Origin of the sequence: Avibacterium sp. 21-594, from assembly GCF_026226815.1 — a bacterium.
GTDB lineage: Bacteria > Pseudomonadota > Gammaproteobacteria > Enterobacterales > Pasteurellaceae > Avibacterium > Avibacterium avium.
The window spans coordinates 368,582-387,854 of sequence record NZ_JAKKOC010000001.1 but is presented as its reverse complement, the minus strand read 5'-3'; the positions used below and the strand labels follow the sequence as shown (position 1 = coordinate 387,854).

Sequence of the window (19,273 nt, the reverse complement as noted above, 5' to 3'; positions counted from 1 at the left end):
AAAATATTGCGATTTTAGGATTTTAAAAAATCTTATCCTAAAATTCTTCGCTATTTTTACTCAAATCTTGCTAGACAAGCCATTCTCAATCCGTTACAAATACTCATCGTTAATGAAAAAACAGAAGTGCGGTGAAAATTCCGCAAATTTTTGCGAGGTAACAATGAAAAAATTATCAGGTGCGGAAATGGTTGTGCAATCTTTGCGTGATCAGGGCGTAAAATTTGTCTTTGGCTACCCCGGTGGCTCGGTGTTGGATATTTATGATGCCATTCATACACTCGGTGGTATTGAGCATATTTTGGTGCGCCACGAGCAAGCCGCCGTGCATATGGCAGACGGCTATGCACGTTCCACAGGAGAAGTGGGCTGTGTGTTAGTTACATCGGGCCCCGGGGCAACCAATGCCATTACAGGGATTGCCACTGCGTATATGGATTCTGTCCCTCTGGTTGTAATTTCAGGGCAGGTAATGTCTGGCTTAATCGGTAGTGATGCGTTCCAAGAATGCGATATGGTGGGGATCTCTCGTCCTGTGGTGAAACACAGCTTTTTAGTAAAGCGAGCGGAAGATTTGCCTGAAGTGATCAAAAAGGCGTTTTATATTGCTTCCACAGGTCGTCCGGGGCCAGTGGTGATTGATTTGCCGAAAGATGTGTTAAACCCGGCTAATAAATATACTTATACCTATCCGCAAGAAATCAGCTTGCGTTCTTATAATCCGACTGTGCAAGGGCATAAAGGGCAGATCAAAAAAGCCTTGAAAGCCTTATTGGTGGCGAAAAAGCCCGTGCTTTTCCTTGGTGGTGGTGCCATCACGGCAAATTGCAGCGAGCAAATTAACCAATTTGCCAAGCAGTTGAATTTGCCGGTTACGACGTCTTTAATGGGATTAGGTGCATTTCCAAGCACGGATAAACAGTTCTTAGGAATGCTAGGAATGCACGGCACATACGAAGCGAACAACGCAATGCACCACAGTGATTTAATTTTCGCCATTGGTGTGCGTTTTGATGATCGTACCACCAATAATTTAGAAAAATATTGCCCGAATGCCAAGGTGGTGCATATTGATATTGATCCAACGTCCATTTCTAAAAATGTGCCAGCGGCGATCCCGATTGTGGGCAGTGCAGAAAATGTGTTAAATGAAATGTTAGCTTTATTGGAAGAAGATAACTTAGCCAAATCTCAAGCAGATCTGAGTGATTGGTGGAAACAAATTGATGAATGGAAAGCGGTGAAATGCTTAGATTTTGATCGCAATAGTGGCGTGATTAAACCCCAGCAAGTGATCGAAACGGTTTACCGTTTAACTAAAGGTCAGGCTTATGTGGCATCTGATGTGGGACAGCATCAAATGTTTGCAGCGTTGCATTATCCTTTTGATCAGCCTCGCCATTGGATTAACTCAGGCGGGCTTGGCACAATGGGCTTTGGCTTGCCTGCAGCGTTAGGCGTGAAACTGGCTCACCCAGAGGCAACGGTGGTGTGTGTAACGGGGGACGGCAGTATTCAAATGAATATTCAAGAACTTTCTACCGCACAACAATACGGCATTCCTGTAGTGATCATTAGCCTTAATAACCGTTTCTTAGGAATGGTGAAACAATGGCAGGATTTAATTTATTCAGGGCGTCATTCGCACTCGTATATGGATTCACTGCCTGATTTTGTGAAATTAGCCGAATCTTATGGACACGTCGGCATTCAAATTGATCACCCTGAAGAATTGGAAGAAAAGCTGGCACAGGCTTTTGCTATTAAAGATAAATTAGTGTTTGTTGATATTAAAGTGGATGAAACGGAACACGTTTACCCAATGCAAGTGCGTGGCGGTGCGATGAATGAAATGATTTTAACTAAACCGGAGAAAGCCTAATGCGTAGAATTTTATCAGTGTTATTAGAAAATGAATCAGGGGCGTTATCCCGCGTGGTGGGCTTATTCTCTCAACGTGCCTTTAATATTGAAAGCCTAACAGTTGCTCCCACTGATGATCCTACGCTTTCGCGTATGACTATCGAAGCTTACGGCGATGAGCAAGTGCTAGAGCAAATTGAAAAGCAACTACATAAATTGGTAGATGTGTTTAAAGTGATCAGCCTAAGCGATTGTGAACACGTTGAGCGTGAAGTGATGTTGGTAAAAGTGCGTGCGCAAGGCAGTTCCCGTGATGAGTTAAAACGCTTGGCGGAAATCTTCCGTGGGCAAATTGTGGACGTTACCACCAAATCCTACACCATTCAATTAGTGGGAACGAAAGACAAACTTGATGCTTTTGTGAAAGCATTAAAAGAAGAAAGTTCGCTGATTGAAATTGTCCGTTCGGGCTTAATCAGCCTTTCGCGTGGTGAGAAAAATTGTTTGTAATAATAAATAAAAAGCATTTAGGGGTTATCCTAAATGCTTTATTTATTCATAAGTTAGGGAAATTTATCGTTTTTCCACCGCACTTTTTACTTCATCAATCATAATGCCCATACTTTCTAAACCGCCAAAAGTTAAGTACCAATTCGCTGCGTTTAAGTAAACAATGTGGTTATTTTTATAGGCTTGAGTTTGCTGAATAATGGCGTTGTCTAACACGGTTTTTGCGTTGTTGGCTTTATCGGTAATTGCCGCAGTGCGATCGACAACCAACAAATAATCTGGATTTTTCTCTAGTACATATTCAAAACCAATGCTCATTCCGTGCGTGGAAGATTTGATGTTTTTATCAATTGGGGTGAAGCCAAATCCGCTGTACACAATGCCATAACGTGAGTTTTCGCCAAAGGCACTCATACGGCTTTCATTGACTAAAGCGAGTAGAGCGGTTTTGCCTTTGGTTTTCTCGGCAAGGGCTTTCATTTGCTTGTCTAGCTGTGCCAGTTTTTCATCGGCCAATTGTTGTTTATCAAAAATTTGTCCAAAGGCGTGGATATTTTGTTGAAAACTTGGATAGAAATTGGCGTAATCCACTTTCACGAAAAACACGGGGGCAATTTCTTTTAAGCGATCCAACACTTTTTCTTGGCGACCTGTGGCGATGATCAGATCAGGGTGAAGATCATTGATTTTCTCAAAGGCAGGCTCTGGTGGCACGCCAACGCTTGGGTAATGTTCTTTGCTAAACTCGCTCAAATAGTCAGGCACTTTTCCCGCGTTGCTAATGCCGACAATGCTGTCTTTCGCCCCCAACGCACGAATGGTATCCACTGCAGAAAAATCAAGCACCACCACACGCTTAGGGTTTTGTGGCACCACCTGTTTGCCCGCGGCGTTTTCTACCGTGATGTCCGCCGCATTGGCGCTGGCAACACCGAGTAACGCACAAAGGCTAAGGGCAAGGGTTGATAAGGTTTTTTTCATAGCATACTCCTGTATTAAGCTGATTGATGTCGAAAATACACAGCAATTTTATGCTGATTAATTTGTTGAATTGGGATTGGCATATCATAAATGCTGGCTAAAATCGGCTCTTGCATCATTGTGGCAACGTCCCCTTGATGCATCAATTTGCCGTCTTTCATTGCGATAATGTAATCGGAATAGCAAGATGCAAAATTAATATCGTGGATCACAATCACCACGGTTTTATTTAATTCTTTGGTGAGCTTGTGTAGCACCTGCATAATTTGTACGGAATGTTTCATATCCAAATTATTCAGCGGTTCATCAAGCAAAATATAATCGGTATCTTGCGCCAAGGTCATTGCGATATAGGCGCGCTGGCGCTGCCCACCGCTGAGCTGGTTGATATATTGATGGCGAAACTCGCCTAAATCCATATATTCAATGGCATTATCAATAAAAGTGCGGTCGTTTTTGGTTAAATTTCCTTGGCTATAGGGAAAACGCCCAAAAGCAACTAATTCTTCCACCGTTAAACGCAAATTAATGTGGTTGGATTGTTTCAAAATAGAAAGTTGCTTGGCAATGTCGCTGCTTTTTTGTTGATCTAACGGCACACCATTTAGGCTCACCGTACCGCTATCGGCACGCAATAAACGGCTGATAATGGCAAGCACCGTGCTTTTCCCTGCACCATTTGGGCCAATAAAAGAGGTGATTTTGCCGCGCGGAATGGTTACCGAAAGGTTATCCACCACTTTTTTCGTGCCATAGGTTTTATTAATATTTTTAATTTCTATTGCCATTTTTTATTTGCTCTTAATAACAGATAAAGGAAATACACTCCACCGACAAAATTCACAATAATGCTTAGGGTTGTATTAAAAGTGAAAACTTGGGAAACCAATAATTGCCCGAAAACAAGGGTGATCACCGCAATTAACATTGCCGCGGGGATTAACACTGCGTGGCGATAAGTGCGAATAAATTCAAAGGTAACGTTCATTACCAGCAAGCCTAAGAAGGTTAAAGGCCCCACAAGTGCGGTGGAAATTGAAGTCAAAATTGCCACGACAATGAGTAACCGTTTAGTGATCGCCAGATAATCCACGCCTAAATTAATTGCCTGTTCACGCCCAAGGGCAAGCACATCAAAATAACGCACATAGCGCAGGGTATAAAGAATGGTAGCGAGCAAGCCAACCAATGCGATCCATAAAATATCAATATTGATGCGGTTAAAACTGGCGAAGCCAATATCTTGCGCAATCTGAAATTCATTCGGATCGATCAGCACCTCCATAAAGGAGGTTAAGCTTTGGAAAAATGTACCGAAAATGATCCCCACTAAAAGCAGGAAAAATAGACTTTGCTGCTCCGTTTTAAACAGAAAATGATATAGCCCTATTGCGAATAAAATCATCAAACTGGTGCAAGCAAAAAATAACACAATGGGGTTCATTGAGGTTAAGGTGCTAGAACCAAAGAGAAAAATAATCAGGGTTTGAATGAGCAAATAAAGGCTATCCAAGCCCAAAATACTTGGCGTTAAAATGCGATTATTTACAATGGTTTGAAAGATCATTGTCGCCAGTGCAATGGCCACACCTGTCATTACAATGGCAAGCACGGCAAGGGCGCGGTTGTATAAGGCATATTCCCAACGGCTAGGCAGATGATAAAACACATACAGCACCACACTCAGTAAGGCAAAAATACTGAGTAAAATCAATGATTTTTTAGGATTATAGAAACGCTTAGCCATTTTGAATCCTTTGTTTTAACAGCATATAAAGAAAAATGGCACTGCCGAACACGCCCACAATGGCGTTAATGGAAATTTCGTAAGGATAAATCAGCGAACGCCCTAAAATATCACAAAAAAGCACAAAAACAGCACCCAGTAGCGCGGTGTGAGAAAGCACTTTTTTCAAATTATCGCCTAAATAAAGAGTAACAATATTAGGGATAATCAGCCCGAGAAAGGGAATCACCCCCACAGAAACAATGATGATTGATGACACCGTTGCCACAATCGCCAAGCCTAAATACAGCACTTGCTGATAGTTCAAACCGAGATTAACGGCAAAATCTTGCCCCATTCCCACAATGGAAAAGCGATTGGCAAAAACATAAGCAAGAACAAGCGCTGGCACGCTGAAATATAACATTTCATAACGACCAGCCATCACTAAGGAAAAATCCCCTTGCAACCAACCAGAGAGATTTTGTAACAGATCTTGTTGGTAGGCGATAAAAGCGGTGATCGAGCTAATAATATTGCCAAACATAATGCCCACCAACGGCACGAAAATGGTATCTTTAAATTTGAGACGAGAGAGTAGCGTCATAAATAATAACGTACCGAGAAAAGAAACCAGAATCGCCACGCTGGTTTTGAGCAACATTGACGCAGAAGGAAACAGCAACATTGCAATTAAAATGCCAAGCCTTGCGCTATCCATCGTGCCTGCGGTTGTCGGAGATACAAAGCGATTGCGGCTCAACTGCTGCATCACCAATCCACAAATACTCAATGATGCCCCCGCAATTAAAATACTCACCAAACGCGGCACACGGCTGATTAAAAAGATCTGCCACTGGGCGGAGTCAAAGGCCAGCAAACCTTGCAAATTAACCGTACTCACACCCAAAAACAGCGAAATACCCGAAAGCAACAATAATAAGATAAACAAATAACGGCGTTTAACCATATTAATAGAATTTACAAATGAGAATAATTAGCATAAATAGTTATACTGATATTAACACGCGAATCCATCACTGAAAAGAAAAAAGTGCGGTTGTTTTTGGGGTAACATTCAAGAGGGAGAAAAAGCTCGGAATTGATAAATAAAATAGGATAATAAATTGGTGAATTATTATACCCTTAGTATTTATCCATTACTTTTTTCATTGTAAGTAAAAGTAAATAGAATATGAAAAATCGAGAATTTAAATTATTTAGGAAAATATTAATTTCAGAATAGTGTTTTAGATAAAAAAGAATTTATTATAATGGCACGCCCTATTGGATTCGAACCAATGACCTACGGCTTAGAAGGCCGTTGCTCTATCCAGCTGAGCTAAGGGCGCATTTCAAATGGATATATATAAAGAGAAGTGGTCGGCGAGATAGGATTTGAACCTACGACCCACTGGTCCCAAACCAGTTGCGCTACCAAGCTGCGCTACTCGCCGAAAGATGTGTGCCATTATAGTTTTCTTTTTAGATCAGTCAATAAGTTTTTTCTGATTTTGTGCTAACTGCTTAAATTTATTCCAGTTAGGCTTACATTATCATCATTTTTTTGAGAAAATAGCCAGAAATTCAGTTCTTATGTTAACAGCACCTATTTTCACAGAAGGAAATGCAATGACAGCACAAATCATCTCTGGCACAGCTCTCTCTAAAGAAATTAAATCAGAAATTGCTGAAAAAATTCAACAATATGCTCAACAAGGCAAGCGCGCGCCGGGGTTAGCGGTGATTTTAGTCGGAGCCGATCCAGCCTCTCAAGTGTATGTTGCTAGCAAGCGCAAAAGTTGCGAAGAAATAGGAATGTTTTCTAAGTCTTATGATTTGCCTGAAAGTACGTCTGAACAAGAACTGCTTGCTCTGATTGATGAGCTGAATGCAGATCCACTAATTGATGGTATTTTAGTTCAGCTGCCTTTGCCTGCTCATATTAATAGCGCTTCTGTTATTGAGCGCATTTCGCCAAACAAAGATGTAGATGGCTTCCACCCATATAATGTAGGGCGTTTATGCCAGCGTATTCCTACACTGCGTGCTTGTACTCCTTACGGTGTCATTAAACTATTAGAAACTACAGGCATTGATTTTTATGGTCAGCACGCCGTGATTGTGGGGGCGTCCAATATTGTAGGGCGTCCAATGGCGTTAGAGCTATTACTTGCAGGCTGTACTGTTACGGTAACGCATCGTTTCACAAAAGATTTAGAACACCACGTTAAACAAGCGGATATTCTAGTGGTTGCTGTAGGAAAACCACAATTTATTCCAGGCGAATGGATTAAAGAAGGTGCAGTGGTGATTGATGTAGGAATTAACCGTGTGGACGGCAAACTTTCAGGTGATGTGGAATTTGACAAGGCAAAAGAAAGAGCTGGTTACATCACCCCAGTACCAGGTGGCGTTGGCCCAATGACGGTTGCGATGTTAATGTTTAATACATTGTATGCTTATGAAAAGCATTTAGTTGATGAGAAATAGGGGATCGTAGAGCAATTAAGAAAAAAGCTAATACCAAAGTATTAGCTTTTTTTGTATTTTAACTATTGAGCAGAATGTTTATTTTTCTGCTTTTAGTGGTTCGGCAGAAACTTGGGGGGCTGCTACGTCTGTTGTTTCGGTGCTTTCAGTGGTTTCAGGTTTTTCTTCTGAAGCGTTTGGTGCTTCATTTTCAGCTTTATTTTGCTCAATAAGTTTATTTTCAAATAAAGGTTTATTCTCTAATTGAGGTAGCAATTCGGCAGAAGAATTCGCTAAATGTTGATACAATTTTTGATAATCCTGCGCGAGGGTTTTCAATAAATCTGCACTTTCAGAAAAATGTTTTTCTAAATGTTGTTTTTGTTGATCCAACTCTGCTTTTACTTTTTGTAATTCAGCTTCCGTTTTCACTTGTTTTTTCACTGAATCCTTAGTAAAGCGTAATAATAAATAAGCGAGGACAAAACCTACTACTAAACCAATTAGGGCAGGTTGCCACATTTCGGGTGTCCAATTTTGCATAAAAAACTCCTTATGGTAAGAAAAGAACCTTTTGTATCATAACCTTAATTTCAATTTATTTCTTTGGCACAGATCACAAAAAAATACATTGGATAAATAAGGCGGCAGTTGCACGCCTTATTTTCTATTTTATCTTAAACTGCACTTTGCCAGTAGTCTGTTTTGGCTTTTTGCAATTTATGATAGGCGTTGAGCAATTTTTGATGCGCGTGGAACTGTTGTAAATGCTCATCATCAGCCAATAAATCATAGAACGGATTGCCACCTTGAATGGCATTCCAAGCAAATTCCACCGCACTTTTGCCATACATTTTCTCAAATACGGCACGATATTGAGCGGGATCGCGGTTTTCATCAAGGAATAATTCTAGGCTGTTTACTAAACAGCGGTAATAATTCGCACGCTCTGGCGTGAACACCGATTGATTCATATTCAGCGTCCAGTTTGCCCAATCTAAGGCATTTTCTAAATCTTGTGTGGCAAGATAGAGCATGGCTTTGAGTTCACCAATGCGTAAGGTGGTCCAGCCCGATTTTGGCGGTGGCACGATGCCAATAAACTCACGCACGCGGGTAGCATCATCAATGCCTTGTTCATCAAGCTCATCAAGTAATTCTTGATAAGTGTCTTGATCGTGATGGAAATGGGGCAGATCAAGCAAGATCTCGCGCCAATCCATTCCCATATTGTTATTGGCGTAGATTAAATCGTCCGCAGGATAAATATCCGACATTCCCGGCACAATAATACGGCAAGCGTACACGCCGAGATGCTGATAATCCATAATATAGACTTCTTGATTGAGCGTTTGAAAAATTGCCATCAGATTTTGATATTCTTGCTCTGTTGTGCCAGAAAAATCCCAGTCCACAAAAGGATAATCACTGTCTTGTTTGAATAAATCCCAAGAAATTAAACCGCTTGAATCAATAAAGTGCGTTTCCAAATTGGCGTGTTCCGCTACATCATCATTATTGAAAGAAGGCGGCGTAAACACATCAAGATCTTTCAAACTACGGCCTTGTAATAATTCAGTTACCGTGCGTTCCAAGGCCACGCCAAAATTAGGGTGCGCACCGAAAGAGGCAAAGCAAGTGCCATTTTGTGGATTGAGCAACACCACACAGATTACAGGATATTTTCCCCCTAAGGACGCATCATAAGCGAGAATTGGGAAGCCTTCTTGCTCAAGGGTTGCAATGGCTTCTTGCACCGTAGGGTAGCGATCCATTACATCTTGCGGAATAAGCGGCAAGCTAATGGCCTCTGCAATGATTTTGTTTTTAACATAACGCTCAAACACTTCAGAAAGCCCTTGCACACGCGCTTCAAATAAGCTGTTGCCTGCAGACATTCCATTGGAAACATAAAGATTAGCGATAATGCTTTGTGGAATATATACCGTTTGGTTATCTGATTGACGTACATAAGGCATTGCCACAATGCCACGTTCTGCATTGCCCGATTGGAGATCGATCAATAAATCCGGCGTCAATTCATCATTGGGATCATAATAAGCCAATAAATGCTCATCTAAAATGCCTTCGGGCAGTTCGGTTTCATCTTCAATTTCAAACCATTTTTCATTGGGATAATGCACAAAAGGCGCATTGGCAAGATCTTGTCCAAGGTAATAATCGGCAAAGAAATAGTTGGTGGAAAGACGTTCAAAATATTCCCCTAAGGCAGAAGCCAGCGCCGCTTTTTTGCTTGCCCCTTTACCGTTAGTGAAGCATTGCGGGCAATCTTTATCACGAATATGCACAGACCAAACATTCGGCACGGGATTGAGCCACGAGGCTTCTTCAATATCAAAGCCAAGTGCGGTCAATTTTTGCTGAAATTTTGCAATGCTGTCTTCAAGGGCGGCATCTTTGCCGGGAATAAAGGTTTGTTCAGTCATTTTATGTTCTCCAATGGGGGCAAATGATATTGAGCTGTGCATAATAGGTAAGTTTCACCTATTCAGCAAGGGGAAATCCTGTTAAAAAGCAAAACCTGCTTGTTATTTCAATGGATTGTCTTTAATAAGCCTTTCCGCTTTGGCGGCTTGGCGAAAAGCATTAGCTGGGTTGAGAACAGGGGAAAAGGGCGATGTTTGGGGATTTAAGGTCATTGGCAACGTGCGCTTTTGGGCCACAATGATCATCATTTCGCCAAAATAATGGGGTTTCCCTTGCAAGGATAAGCATTGCTGATCAAGTAGATCGAAATTGAGCAGGCTTAGCCAATCCACAATCCTAGTGGCAAAATAAGGGTGAAACGGCAATTTATTTGTGCCAAAAGGCAAATGTTGTTTAAGGGAAAATAGGCTGAGCGGATTAAATAATGAAAGAAATAAGATCCCTTCTTGATTGAGTGTGCGCGTAATTTCGCGTAACACTTGGTGCGGATCTGCGGTGAAATGTAAGCCGTGTGTGAGTAAGCAGGCGGAGAAACATTCATCGACAAAAGGCAGTGCCGTGGCTTGAGCTTGCACTAAATCGATGTGTGGGCATTGTGAAAGTGCGGTCAAATTTTGCGGAATTTTTTCGCTGACAATAATTTGGTGATCGCAAGGGTAATACGCCACTTCACCACTTAACGCGCCCAATTTTAAACAATAATCCCCAGCCTGCCGTGCAAAGTGCTTTGTTAAATATTGCCCAATTAGGCTACAATAACGCTCACCTTGTGGCAGTTGTTGCCAACTTAGCGGGGCGTCCATTTTAGGATTGCCGAGAATATTCCACTTCATTTTCAATAAGGATCAATATGTTAGTTTCCATTCCTGCCCTTGATGATAACTATATTTGGCTGTATGCACGAGAAAATTTACCTGTAATTGTGATCGACATCTCAGAAAGCGAACCTTTATTAACCTATTTGCAACAGCACCAGCTTGAAGTGGAAGCAGTGTTGCTTACCCATAAGCATCAAGATCACGTTGGCGGCTTGGCAGAATTTAAACAGCATTATCCTAATGTCCCTGTGTTTGGCCCACAAGAAACTGCAGACTTGGGTGCAACGCAAATCATTAATGAAGGAGAAATTCGCACCACGCATTATCAAATCCAAGTGCTGCCCTCGGGTGGCCACACGGAAAATCACGTGAGTTTTGTGGTGGACGGCCATTTATTCTGTGGTGATACCTTATTTTCAGGTGGCTGCGGACGCGTGTTTACAGGGGATTACGCACAAATGTTTGATTCGCTCCAACGGCTCAAAGCCTTGCCTGATAGCACCATTGTTTGCCCTGCGCACGAATATACCTTAAGCAATTTACAGTTTGCCGAGAACCTGTTAGGCTCATCTGACTTTCTAACCGATTATACGAGAAAAATTGCAACATTACGCCAACAGAATCAACCGAGCTTGCCCACTACCTTAGCATTAGAAAAACGGATTAATCCTTTTTTACAGGCGGAAAATTTAACCCAATTTACCCAATGGCGAAAATTGAAAGATCAGGGCTAGGAACAAAAGATTGATGCAAAAGAGCGGTGTAAATTATTGTTATTTTTAGATTTTAGAATGTTATAAAACGATGAGTTTAGTGATTAAAGAAATTCACTCTCCACCTTCGTTTGAAATGGTGGAATCCGATCAAGCCTTAGCTGCGGCTTGCCAGAAAGCAGCACAATGCGATTATATCGCATTGGATACTGAATTTATTCGTATTCGCACGTTTTACCCGAAATTAGGGCTGATCCAGCTTTATGACGGGCAAACCGTGAGCTTGATTGACCCAAGCAAAATTAGCGATTTTTCACCTTTTATTCAATTATTGGCAAACCCAAAGATTGTCAAAGTGTTGCACGCTTGCAAAGAAGATTTGGAAATTTTTCACCATTATTTTCAACAAGTGCCTACGCCTATTGTGGATACGCAAGTGGTGGCGCATTTTTTAGGGTTTGGTGCATCAGCAGGGTTTGCAGGTTTGGTGGAGCATTTTTTTCAGCTTAAATTAGATAAAGGCGCTTCGCGTACGGATTGGCTGGCACGTCCATTAAGCGATAGCCAGTGCCGTTATGCAGCGGCTGATGTGTGGTATTTACTGCCGTTACATCAACAATTGCAACAGCAACTTGCACAAAGCCCTTGGCAAAGTGCGGTGCAATTTGAATGTGAAAATTTAGTGAAAAATAGCCAAAATAATAAATCTAGTGATGTGGCATATTTGGATATCGCAAATGCATGGCGCTTGAATTCACTTGAATTAATGCGATTGAAATTATTAGCAAAATGGCGTTATGAAGAAGCGATAAAACGTGATTTAGCGCTAAATTTTGTGGTAAAAGCGGAACATCTATGGTTATTAGCAAAAAATGATCCAAAAAATACGTCACAGTTGTTGGAACTAGGTTTAACCACCGCTGAGGTGCGTATTCACGGCAAAAAAATGTTGCAAATTTTAGATAAAGCAAGGCGAAGCAGTGTAGATGATTATCCAGCGACAATTTCTCGCTTGGCTGATGATGAACGCTATCGCCCAGCTTTAAAAGCGTTACAGCATTGTTTAAAAGAGATAACGCCAGCGAATTTACCCGCTGATGTCTTGGCCACCAAACGTAGCTTGGAAGGGTTAATGAAATGGTGTTGGATTAAACAACAAGATCCAAATCAGCTGCCTTTGTTGTTACAAGGTTGGCGTGCAGAATACGGTCAAAAACTGCTGCAATCTTTACAAAACTTTTAACGATATATTTTGCAATCTATAAGTGGTAAGGATAGAATGCGCACTTCTTAAGCCGATTAGTGGCTAGGAAAATTAATTCATAAACTTTAAAGGAACATTGAATGAATAAATTAGTAAAATTAGGTTTGGCGGCATTATTTGCCTTTTCTTTAGCAGCTTGTAATGAAAAAGCAGATCCTAAAGCAGATTACGCAAAATTGGTTGAGTGGACACAAACGAATGAAAGCACGCAAGCAGCTTTTCAGGCGGAGTATCAGCAGAAACTTCTTAGCCGTGATTTGGTTCAAGTAAAAGAAGCAATGGATAGTTTGGTTGCGCGTAATAGCAAATCAATTGATTCATTAAAAGCAATTAAAATTAGCGATCCTGAAGTGAAAAAATTACAAGAAAAAACCATTGAAGTATTGGGTATTTCTTCTGATTTAACAAAATCAGCAGTAGCATTAATGAACAATCCAAATGATCAAAAAATCATTGAAGAAGTTCAGGAAAAAACGCAACAAGCGCAAGTACAAACTGCTGAATTGAAAAAAATGCAAGCTGAGTTAGCTGCTAAATATGGTGCCGATGCAAAATAGTTTGTAAATCAAATACGTTAAAATGACTAAAAAAAGACCCGCACTTTTGAAGTGCGGGTTTATTTTTGCTGATTTTTATTCTTTATCTAAAGGTTCAAAAGGGCGTTGGGTGTGGCCTGTGTAAAGCTGGCGTGGACGCACAATTTTCATATTACCCGGTTTGAACATTTCTTTCCAGTGTGCGATCCAACCCACCGTTCTGGCAAGGGCAAACATCACTGTAAACATTGAAGTTGGAATGCCAATGGCTTTGAGAATAATACCTGAATAGAAATCCACATTTGGATAGAGCTTATGCTCAATAAAGTAAGGATCACTTAACGCAATGCGTTCTAGCTCCATTGCTACGTCAAACAATGGATTATCAATATTGAGTTCTTTCAGCACTTCGTGGCAGGTTTGACGCATTACTTTTGCACGCGGGTCATAGTTTTTGTAAACACGGTGTCCAAAGCCCATTAAGCGGAATGGATCGTTTTTATCTTTCGCACGGGCAATGTATTCAGGAATACGATCAATGGTGCCAATTTCCTCAAGCATATTAATGCAAGCTTCATTTGCCCCACCGTGTGATGGCCCCCAAAGTGAGGCAATACCAGCTGCAATACAAGCAAACGGGTTAGCGCCTGATGAAGCAGCGGTACGCACTGTTGAGGTAGATGCATTTTGTTCGTGATCTGCGTGTAAAATAAATATACGATCCATTGCGCGTTCTAATACAGGATTCACCACATAAGGCTCACAAGGTGTGGCAAACATCATATACAAAAAGTTACCCGAATAAGAAAGGTGATTTTGCGGGAACATAAACGGTTGCCCAATGGAATATTTGTAACACATTGCAGCAAGGGTTGGCATTTTCGCGAGTAAGCGAATCGCGGTGATTTCACGGTGTTCGATGTCGTTAATGTCCAAGGAATCGTGATAGAACGCCGCTAATGCACCGCTTACCCCACACATTATTGCCATTGGGTGAGAGTCGCGACGGAAACCGTGGAAGAAACGGGAGATTTGTTCGTGAACGAGTGTATGTTTACGTACCAACTGAACAAAATTCTCATATTCTTGCTTGTTAGGGCGCTCACCGAACAGTAATAAATGTGCTACTTCAAGATAAGTTCCATTTTTTGCTAATTGATCAATAGGGTAGCCACGGTGTAATAAAACGCCTTCATCACCATCAATATAGGTGATTTCTGACACGCAAGATGCGGTGGACATAAATCCAGGATCGAAGGTAAAGAGTTTATTTTTGACTAATGATTGCACATCAACAACGTCATAACCTAAAGTACCTTGTCTTACAGGCAGTTCCAGTTCACGTCCATCACTTAATGTTAATTTTGCGCTTAATTCGCTCATAAACACTCCTCTTGTAGTTATCTGGTTGAGTATGAAGTTAGTTGTCTAATAATGTTGTGTATAGTTGTGTATAAATGATTTTAGAATTGTTTTTCACTTCACTATAACCTTTTCTCTCTAAACTGTCTTTATAATTAGCAAAAAAATCCTGTTAAAAAAATGTTATTTTTTCAAAAATGAGATAAAGATCAAAAAATGAAAAAAATGTTAATGTTTTGTTAAGTGGAACAGTTGCTTATTTTGGCAATTTGTTTTTAAACTAATCAGTAAAATAGGGAAAATCAAAACATAGCGGTTTTGTTGTGTAAACCTATGTATAATAGAAAAAATTCTCACTTTATTCTGTATGTTTAATAAATGAAATCAGGTGATTTTAATGAAACAAACGAGCCCAATCAGTGAATGGTTAGCCTCTAGCTCTTTAAACGGAGCAAACCAATCTTATATTGAAGAACTTTATGAAAACTATCTCCAAGATCCCCATTCTGTCGATGAAAGCTGGCAACAAATTTTTAATACATTGCCAAAACACACCGAAGTTGAGCAAGCGCACACCCCAATTCGTCAATATTTTAAACGTTTAGCACGTGATAATGGTGCTGATGGGGTAAGTGTCATTGATCCTAAAGTGAGTGCAAGATTAGTTAAAGTATTACAATGGGTGAATGCGCACCGTAACCGTGGACATTTGCACGCTGATCTTGACCCACTAAAAATTTGGCAGCGTATGGATGCACCAACTTTAGATTATAAATTCTATGGTTTTAGTGATGCCGATCTTGATGAAGTGTTTGATATAGGTGGCTATGTTTACAACAAAGAACAAATTAGCTTACGTGAACTAACCACGTCATTAAAAAACACTTATTGTGGTACGATCGGCTTAGAGTTTATGCACGTTAATGATCTGGAAGCAAGAACTTGGTTACAGAAAAAGTTAGAAAATTGGTTAAATCAACCTTTATTTACTAAGCAAGAACAAATTAAATTTCTTGAAGAATTAACCGCCGCAGATGGTTTAGAACGCTATCTTGGTGCAAAATTCCCTGGGGCAAAACGTTTTTCTCTTGAAGGCAGTGATGCGTTTATCTTGCTAATGAAAGAAATTATCCGTCAAGGGGCCAAAAACGGCATTAAAGAAATTGTAATGGGAATGGCACACCGTGGACGTTTGAATTTATTGGTGAACGTGCTAGGCAAAAAACCGGCGGAATTATTTGATGAATTTGCAGGAAAACATCAGGGTAACGGAACGGGTGATGTGAAATATCACCAAGGTTTTTCTTCTGATTTTATGACTGATGATGGCTTAGTGCATTTAGCGCTTGCGTTTAACCCATCTCACTTAGAAATTGTAAACCCAGTGGTACTGGGTTCAGTGCGTGCGAGACAAACCCGCATTAACGATGTAGAACGCTCGCAAGTGTTGCCGATTACGGTACACGGCGATTCCGCAGTAGCAGGGCAGGGCGTGGTGCAAGAAACCCTGAATATGTCGGCGACCCGTGGTTATTCCGTGGGTGGCACAATTCGTATTGTGATCAACAACCAAATTGGTTTCACCACCTCGAATCCGAATGATACCCGCTCTACGGAATATTGTACCGACATTGCGAAAATGATCGAAGCGCCAGTTATTCACGTTAATGGTGATGATCCTGAAGCTGTGGCTTATGCGGCACAAATGGCGGTGGAATTTAGAACCAAATTTAAGCGTGATATTTTTATTGATCTGGTTTCTTATCGCCGTCACGGACACAATGAAGCGGACGAACCTTCTGTTACTCAGCCGTTAATGTATGATCGCATTAAACGCCACCCAACCCCACGCAAAGTGTACGCCGATCGCTTAATTGCAGACAATGTGATTGATGAGGCTTACAGCCTAGAATTAATGAATAAGTATCGCGATGCCTTAGATAATGGCGATTGCGTTGTGCCAGAATGGCGTGAGCGTGATGTGGAAGCCTCGGATTGGATGAAATTCCTCAGCCAAGAATGGTCAGATTACGAGGGCAGCTTCGATGAAGAACGCTTTACCGCGCTTGCCTTAAAAGTGTGTGAATATCCAGAAAATCACCCACTTCATTCGCGCGTGAAAAAAATTTATGATGATCGCCGTCTAATGGCAAAAGGCGAAAAACCATTTGATTGGGGAATGGCAGAAACAATGGCTTACGCCACCTTGTTGGACGAAGGCTATAACGTTCGCTTATCTGGTGAAGACGCAGGACGTGGCACATTCTTCCATCGTCACTCTGTTTTACATAGCCAAAAAGATGCCACAATTTACACCCCACTTACCCATTTGCATAATCAGCAAGGGCATTTTGAAGTGTGGGATTCCGTGCTTTCAGAAGAAGCGGTGTTGGCTTATGAATATGGCTATGCCACAGCGACACCAAAAACGCTCACTATTTGGGAAGCACAATTCGGTGATTTCGCCAACGTAGCGCAAGTGGTGATTGACCAATTTATCAGCTCGGGCGAGCAAAAATGGGGCAGAATGTGTGGTTTAGTGATGCTATTACCACACGGCTATGAAGGGCAAGGGCCAGAACATTCATCAGCCCGTTTAGAGCGTTATTTACAGCTTTGTGCGCAACAAAATATGCAAGTTTGCGTGCCTTCAACGCCAGCGCAGATTTACCATTTATTACGCCGTCAAATGTTGCGTAAAGTGCGCCGTCCATTGATTGTGATTACCCCAAAATCCTTACTGCGCCACCCACTTGCGGTATCCAGCAAAGAAGAATTGGTGAACGGCACTTATCAAAACGTGATTGGCGAAATTGACCAGCTCGATCCAAAACAGGTGAAACGTGTGGTAATGTGTTCGGGCAAGGTTTATTACGATTTATTAGAGCAACGCCGTAAAAATAATCAAACCGATGTGGCGATTGTGCGCGTGGAACAGCTTTATCCTTATCCGCACGAAGAAATGAAAGCGGCGCTTGCCCCTTATCATCAGGTTACTGATTATGTATGGTGTCAAGAAGAACCGCAAAACCAAGGTGCGTGGTATTGTAGCCAACATAACTTTGTGAGTTCATTGCCAGAACACGGCAAACTGCGCTATGTGGGCAGACCGGCTTCAGCATCGCCAGCGGTGGGCTATATGTCTTTACATAATGAACAGCAACGCGCCTTAGTGAATGAGGCTTTAGAATAATTTGTAAGCAAAAAGTGCGGTCAAAAACCACCGCACTTTTGTACAACCGAACGCAAATAAAACGCAAACCAAAGAAGGAACAGAAAAATGAGCGATTTTGAGATTTTAACTCCCGTGCTACCTGAATCTGTAGCAGATGCAACGGTTGCCACTTGGCATAAAAAAGTGGGCGATGAAGTAAAACGTGATGAAGTTTTAGTCGAAATTGAAACCGACAAAGTCGTGCTTGAAGTGCCGGCGGTTGCTGATGGTGTGCTAGAAAGCATCATTGAAGCCGAAGGCGCAACGGTGATTAGCAACCAAGTGTTAGGTAAAGTTTCAGCCTTAGCGGCGGCAGGCAATGCCACCAAAGAAAGCGTACAAAAAGTGGAAAGCACGCCAGCAGATCGCCATTTAGCCAACTTAACATCAGAACCGACTAACGCCGATGTGGTTAGCCCAGCGGCGCGCCGTTTATTAGCAGAAAACGATCTTAAAGCTGAAGAAGTGCAAGGTACTGGCGTGGGCGGACGCATCACGCGTGAAGACATTGAACGCACCGTGGCACAAAAAGTGGCGCAAAAAGCCGCACAGGCACAATCTCAACCACAAGCACCTGAAACATCTGCATTAAATTTATCAGGGCGTGATGAAAAACGTGTACCAATGACCCGTTTGCGTAAGCGCGTGGCAGAGCGTTTATTAGAAGCGAAAAACAGCACGGCAATGCTCACTACCTTCAACGAAGTGGATATGCAACCGATTATGCAGTTGCGTAAAAAATATGCAGAGAAATTTGAGAAATCTCACGACACTCGCTTAGGCTTTATGTCTTTCTATGTAAAAGCCGTGGTGGAAGCGCTAAAACGCTATCCTGAAGTGAATGCGTCTATTGACGGCGATGACATTGTGTACCACAACTATTTTGACATCAGCATTGCCGTTTCCACTCCGCGTGGTTTGGTGACCCCAGTGTTACGCAACTGCGATAAACTGAGTATGGCGGAAATTGAAAAGCAAATCAAAGCGTTAGCGGAAAAAGGCCGAGATGGTAAATTAACGGTGGAAGATCTCACGGGCGGAAACTTCACGATTACCAACGGCGGTGTGTTTGGATCACTGATGTCCACACCAATCATCAACCCTCCACAAAGTGCGATTTTAGGTATGCACGCCATTAAAGATCGTCCAGTGGCAGTGAATGGTGAAGTGGTGATTCGCCCAATGATGTATCTTGCTCTTTCTTATGATCACCGTTTAATTGATGGGCGTGAAAGTGTGGGATTTTTAGTAACCATTAAAGAAATGTTGGAAGATCCAACACGCTTATTATTAGAAGTGTAGTCTTGACATAGGGCGATAAGGGATCTTATCGCCTTATTTTTATCAATTTATCACGGATTTAGTG

The 19,273-nt window shown here is 41.6% G+C and carries 16 protein-coding genes and 2 tRNA genes; 8 read left to right on the top strand and 10 right to left on the bottom strand.

The genetic code is table 11. The features are described 5' to 3' along the window. The first annotated feature begins 163 nt into the window (after positions 1-163). Entirely contained in the window at positions 164-1,882 is a 1,719-nt protein-coding gene (locus tag L5B76_RS01790) for an acetolactate synthase 3 large subunit (protein WP_265754004.1), read from the top strand. Then, a complete protein-coding gene (gene ilvN / locus L5B76_RS01785) occupies positions 1,882-2,373 on the top strand; it encodes an acetolactate synthase small subunit (protein ID WP_017805703.1) in 492 nt (163 codons plus the stop codon). The genes L5B76_RS01790 and ilvN overlap by 1 nt, the downstream gene beginning before the upstream one ends. A 63-nt stretch (positions 2,374-2,436) precedes the next feature. Here ilvN and L5B76_RS01780 read toward each other — a convergent pair whose 3' ends face one another. The 6 genes from L5B76_RS01780 to L5B76_RS01755 form a co-directional block, all read right to left on the bottom strand. Next, positions 2,437-3,354, bottom strand: coding sequence for a siderophore ABC transporter substrate-binding protein (locus L5B76_RS01780; protein ID WP_265754003.1), 918 nt, complete (start codon positions 3,352-3,354; stop codon positions 2,437-2,439). A gap of 14 nt (positions 3,355-3,368) precedes the next feature. After that, positions 3,369-4,142 (bottom strand): iron ABC transporter ATP-binding protein, encoded by a 774-nt coding sequence (locus L5B76_RS01775; RefSeq protein ID WP_265754002.1) that lies wholly within the window; start codon positions 4,140-4,142, stop codon positions 3,369-3,371. Beyond that, complete coding sequence (locus L5B76_RS01770; protein ID WP_265754001.1) at positions 4,133-5,101, bottom strand: iron chelate uptake ABC transporter family permease subunit; 969 nt, start codon at positions 5,099-5,101, stop codon at positions 4,133-4,135. Before L5B76_RS01770 ends, L5B76_RS01775 begins: the two co-directional genes overlap by 10 nt. Further along, positions 5,094-6,050 (bottom strand): ABC transporter permease, encoded by a 957-nt coding sequence (locus L5B76_RS01765; protein WP_265754000.1) that lies wholly within the window; start codon positions 6,048-6,050, stop codon positions 5,094-5,096. The genes L5B76_RS01770 and L5B76_RS01765 overlap by 8 nt, the downstream gene beginning before the upstream one ends. Before the next feature lie 305 nt (positions 6,051-6,355). Further along, positions 6,356-6,432 (bottom strand) — tRNA-Arg (locus L5B76_RS01760). 28 nt (positions 6,433-6,460) lie between these two features. Further along, positions 6,461-6,537, bottom strand: a tRNA-Pro gene (locus L5B76_RS01755). A gap of 175 nt (positions 6,538-6,712) precedes the next feature. On the opposite strand from L5B76_RS01755, the gene folD reads away from it, so the two are divergent. After that, a complete protein-coding gene (gene folD / locus L5B76_RS01750) occupies positions 6,713-7,573 on the top strand; it encodes a bifunctional methylenetetrahydrofolate dehydrogenase/methenyltetrahydrofolate cyclohydrolase FolD (protein ID WP_265753999.1) in 861 nt (286 codons plus the stop codon). Positions 7,574-7,651: 78 nt separating this feature from the next. Here the strand turns inward: folD and L5B76_RS01745 are convergent, their stop codons facing one another. From L5B76_RS01745 to L5B76_RS01735, 3 genes are all read right to left on the bottom strand, one after another. Continuing rightward, positions 7,652-8,095 (bottom strand): YhcB family protein, encoded by a 444-nt coding sequence (locus L5B76_RS01745; protein WP_265753998.1) that lies wholly within the window; start codon positions 8,093-8,095, stop codon positions 7,652-7,654. A gap of 134 nt (positions 8,096-8,229) precedes the next feature. Then, the gene (gene ycaO, locus L5B76_RS01740; RefSeq protein WP_265753997.1) at positions 8,230-9,999 is read right to left on the bottom strand and encodes a 30S ribosomal protein S12 methylthiotransferase accessory factor YcaO; all 1,770 of its coding nucleotides are present in this window, start codon (positions 9,997-9,999) and stop codon (positions 8,230-8,232) included. Positions 10,000-10,101: 102 nt separating this feature from the next. Beyond that, positions 10,102-10,833 (bottom strand): class I SAM-dependent methyltransferase, encoded by a 732-nt coding sequence (locus L5B76_RS01735; RefSeq protein ID WP_265753996.1) that lies wholly within the window; start codon positions 10,831-10,833, stop codon positions 10,102-10,104. Between the two features lie 17 nt (positions 10,834-10,850). On the opposite strand from L5B76_RS01735, the gene gloB reads away from it, so the two are divergent. The 3 genes from gloB to L5B76_RS01720 all read left to right on the top strand — a co-directional run bounded on the left by gloB (position 10,851) and on the right by L5B76_RS01720 (position 13,352). Continuing rightward, the gene (gloB, locus tag L5B76_RS01730; protein WP_265753995.1) at positions 10,851-11,552 is read left to right on the top strand and encodes a hydroxyacylglutathione hydrolase; all 702 of its coding nucleotides are present in this window, start codon (positions 10,851-10,853) and stop codon (positions 11,550-11,552) included. 70 nt (positions 11,553-11,622) lie between these two features. Then, on the top strand, positions 11,623-12,774 hold the full coding sequence (rnd, locus tag L5B76_RS01725) for a ribonuclease D (RefSeq protein ID WP_265753994.1): 1,152 nt from the start codon (positions 11,623-11,625) through the stop codon (positions 12,772-12,774). A gap of 101 nt (positions 12,775-12,875) precedes the next feature. Beyond that, positions 12,876-13,352: a hypothetical protein gene (locus tag L5B76_RS01720; protein ID WP_265753993.1), complete on the top strand. Its 477-nt coding sequence runs from the start codon at positions 12,876-12,878 to the stop codon at positions 13,350-13,352. A gap of 75 nt (positions 13,353-13,427) precedes the next feature. On the opposite strand, the gene L5B76_RS01715 is transcribed toward L5B76_RS01720, so the two are convergent. Continuing rightward, positions 13,428-14,714 carry a citrate synthase gene (locus L5B76_RS01715; protein WP_115249766.1) on the bottom strand — a complete coding sequence of 429 codons (1,287 nt, stop codon included), beginning with the start codon at positions 14,712-14,714 and terminating at the stop codon, positions 13,428-13,430. A gap of 376 nt (positions 14,715-15,090) precedes the next feature. Between L5B76_RS01715 and sucA the strand changes: the two genes are divergently transcribed. After that, a complete protein-coding gene (gene sucA, locus L5B76_RS01710; RefSeq protein ID WP_265753992.1) occupies positions 15,091-17,886 on the top strand; it encodes a 2-oxoglutarate dehydrogenase E1 component in 2,796 nt (931 codons plus the stop codon). Positions 17,887-17,973: 87 nt separating this feature from the next. Beyond that, positions 17,974-19,209: a 2-oxoglutarate dehydrogenase complex dihydrolipoyllysine-residue succinyltransferase gene (odhB, locus tag L5B76_RS01705; RefSeq protein WP_265753991.1), complete on the top strand. Its 1,236-nt coding sequence runs from the start codon at positions 17,974-17,976 to the stop codon at positions 19,207-19,209. The last annotated feature ends 64 nt before the right edge of the window (positions 19,210-19,273 follow it).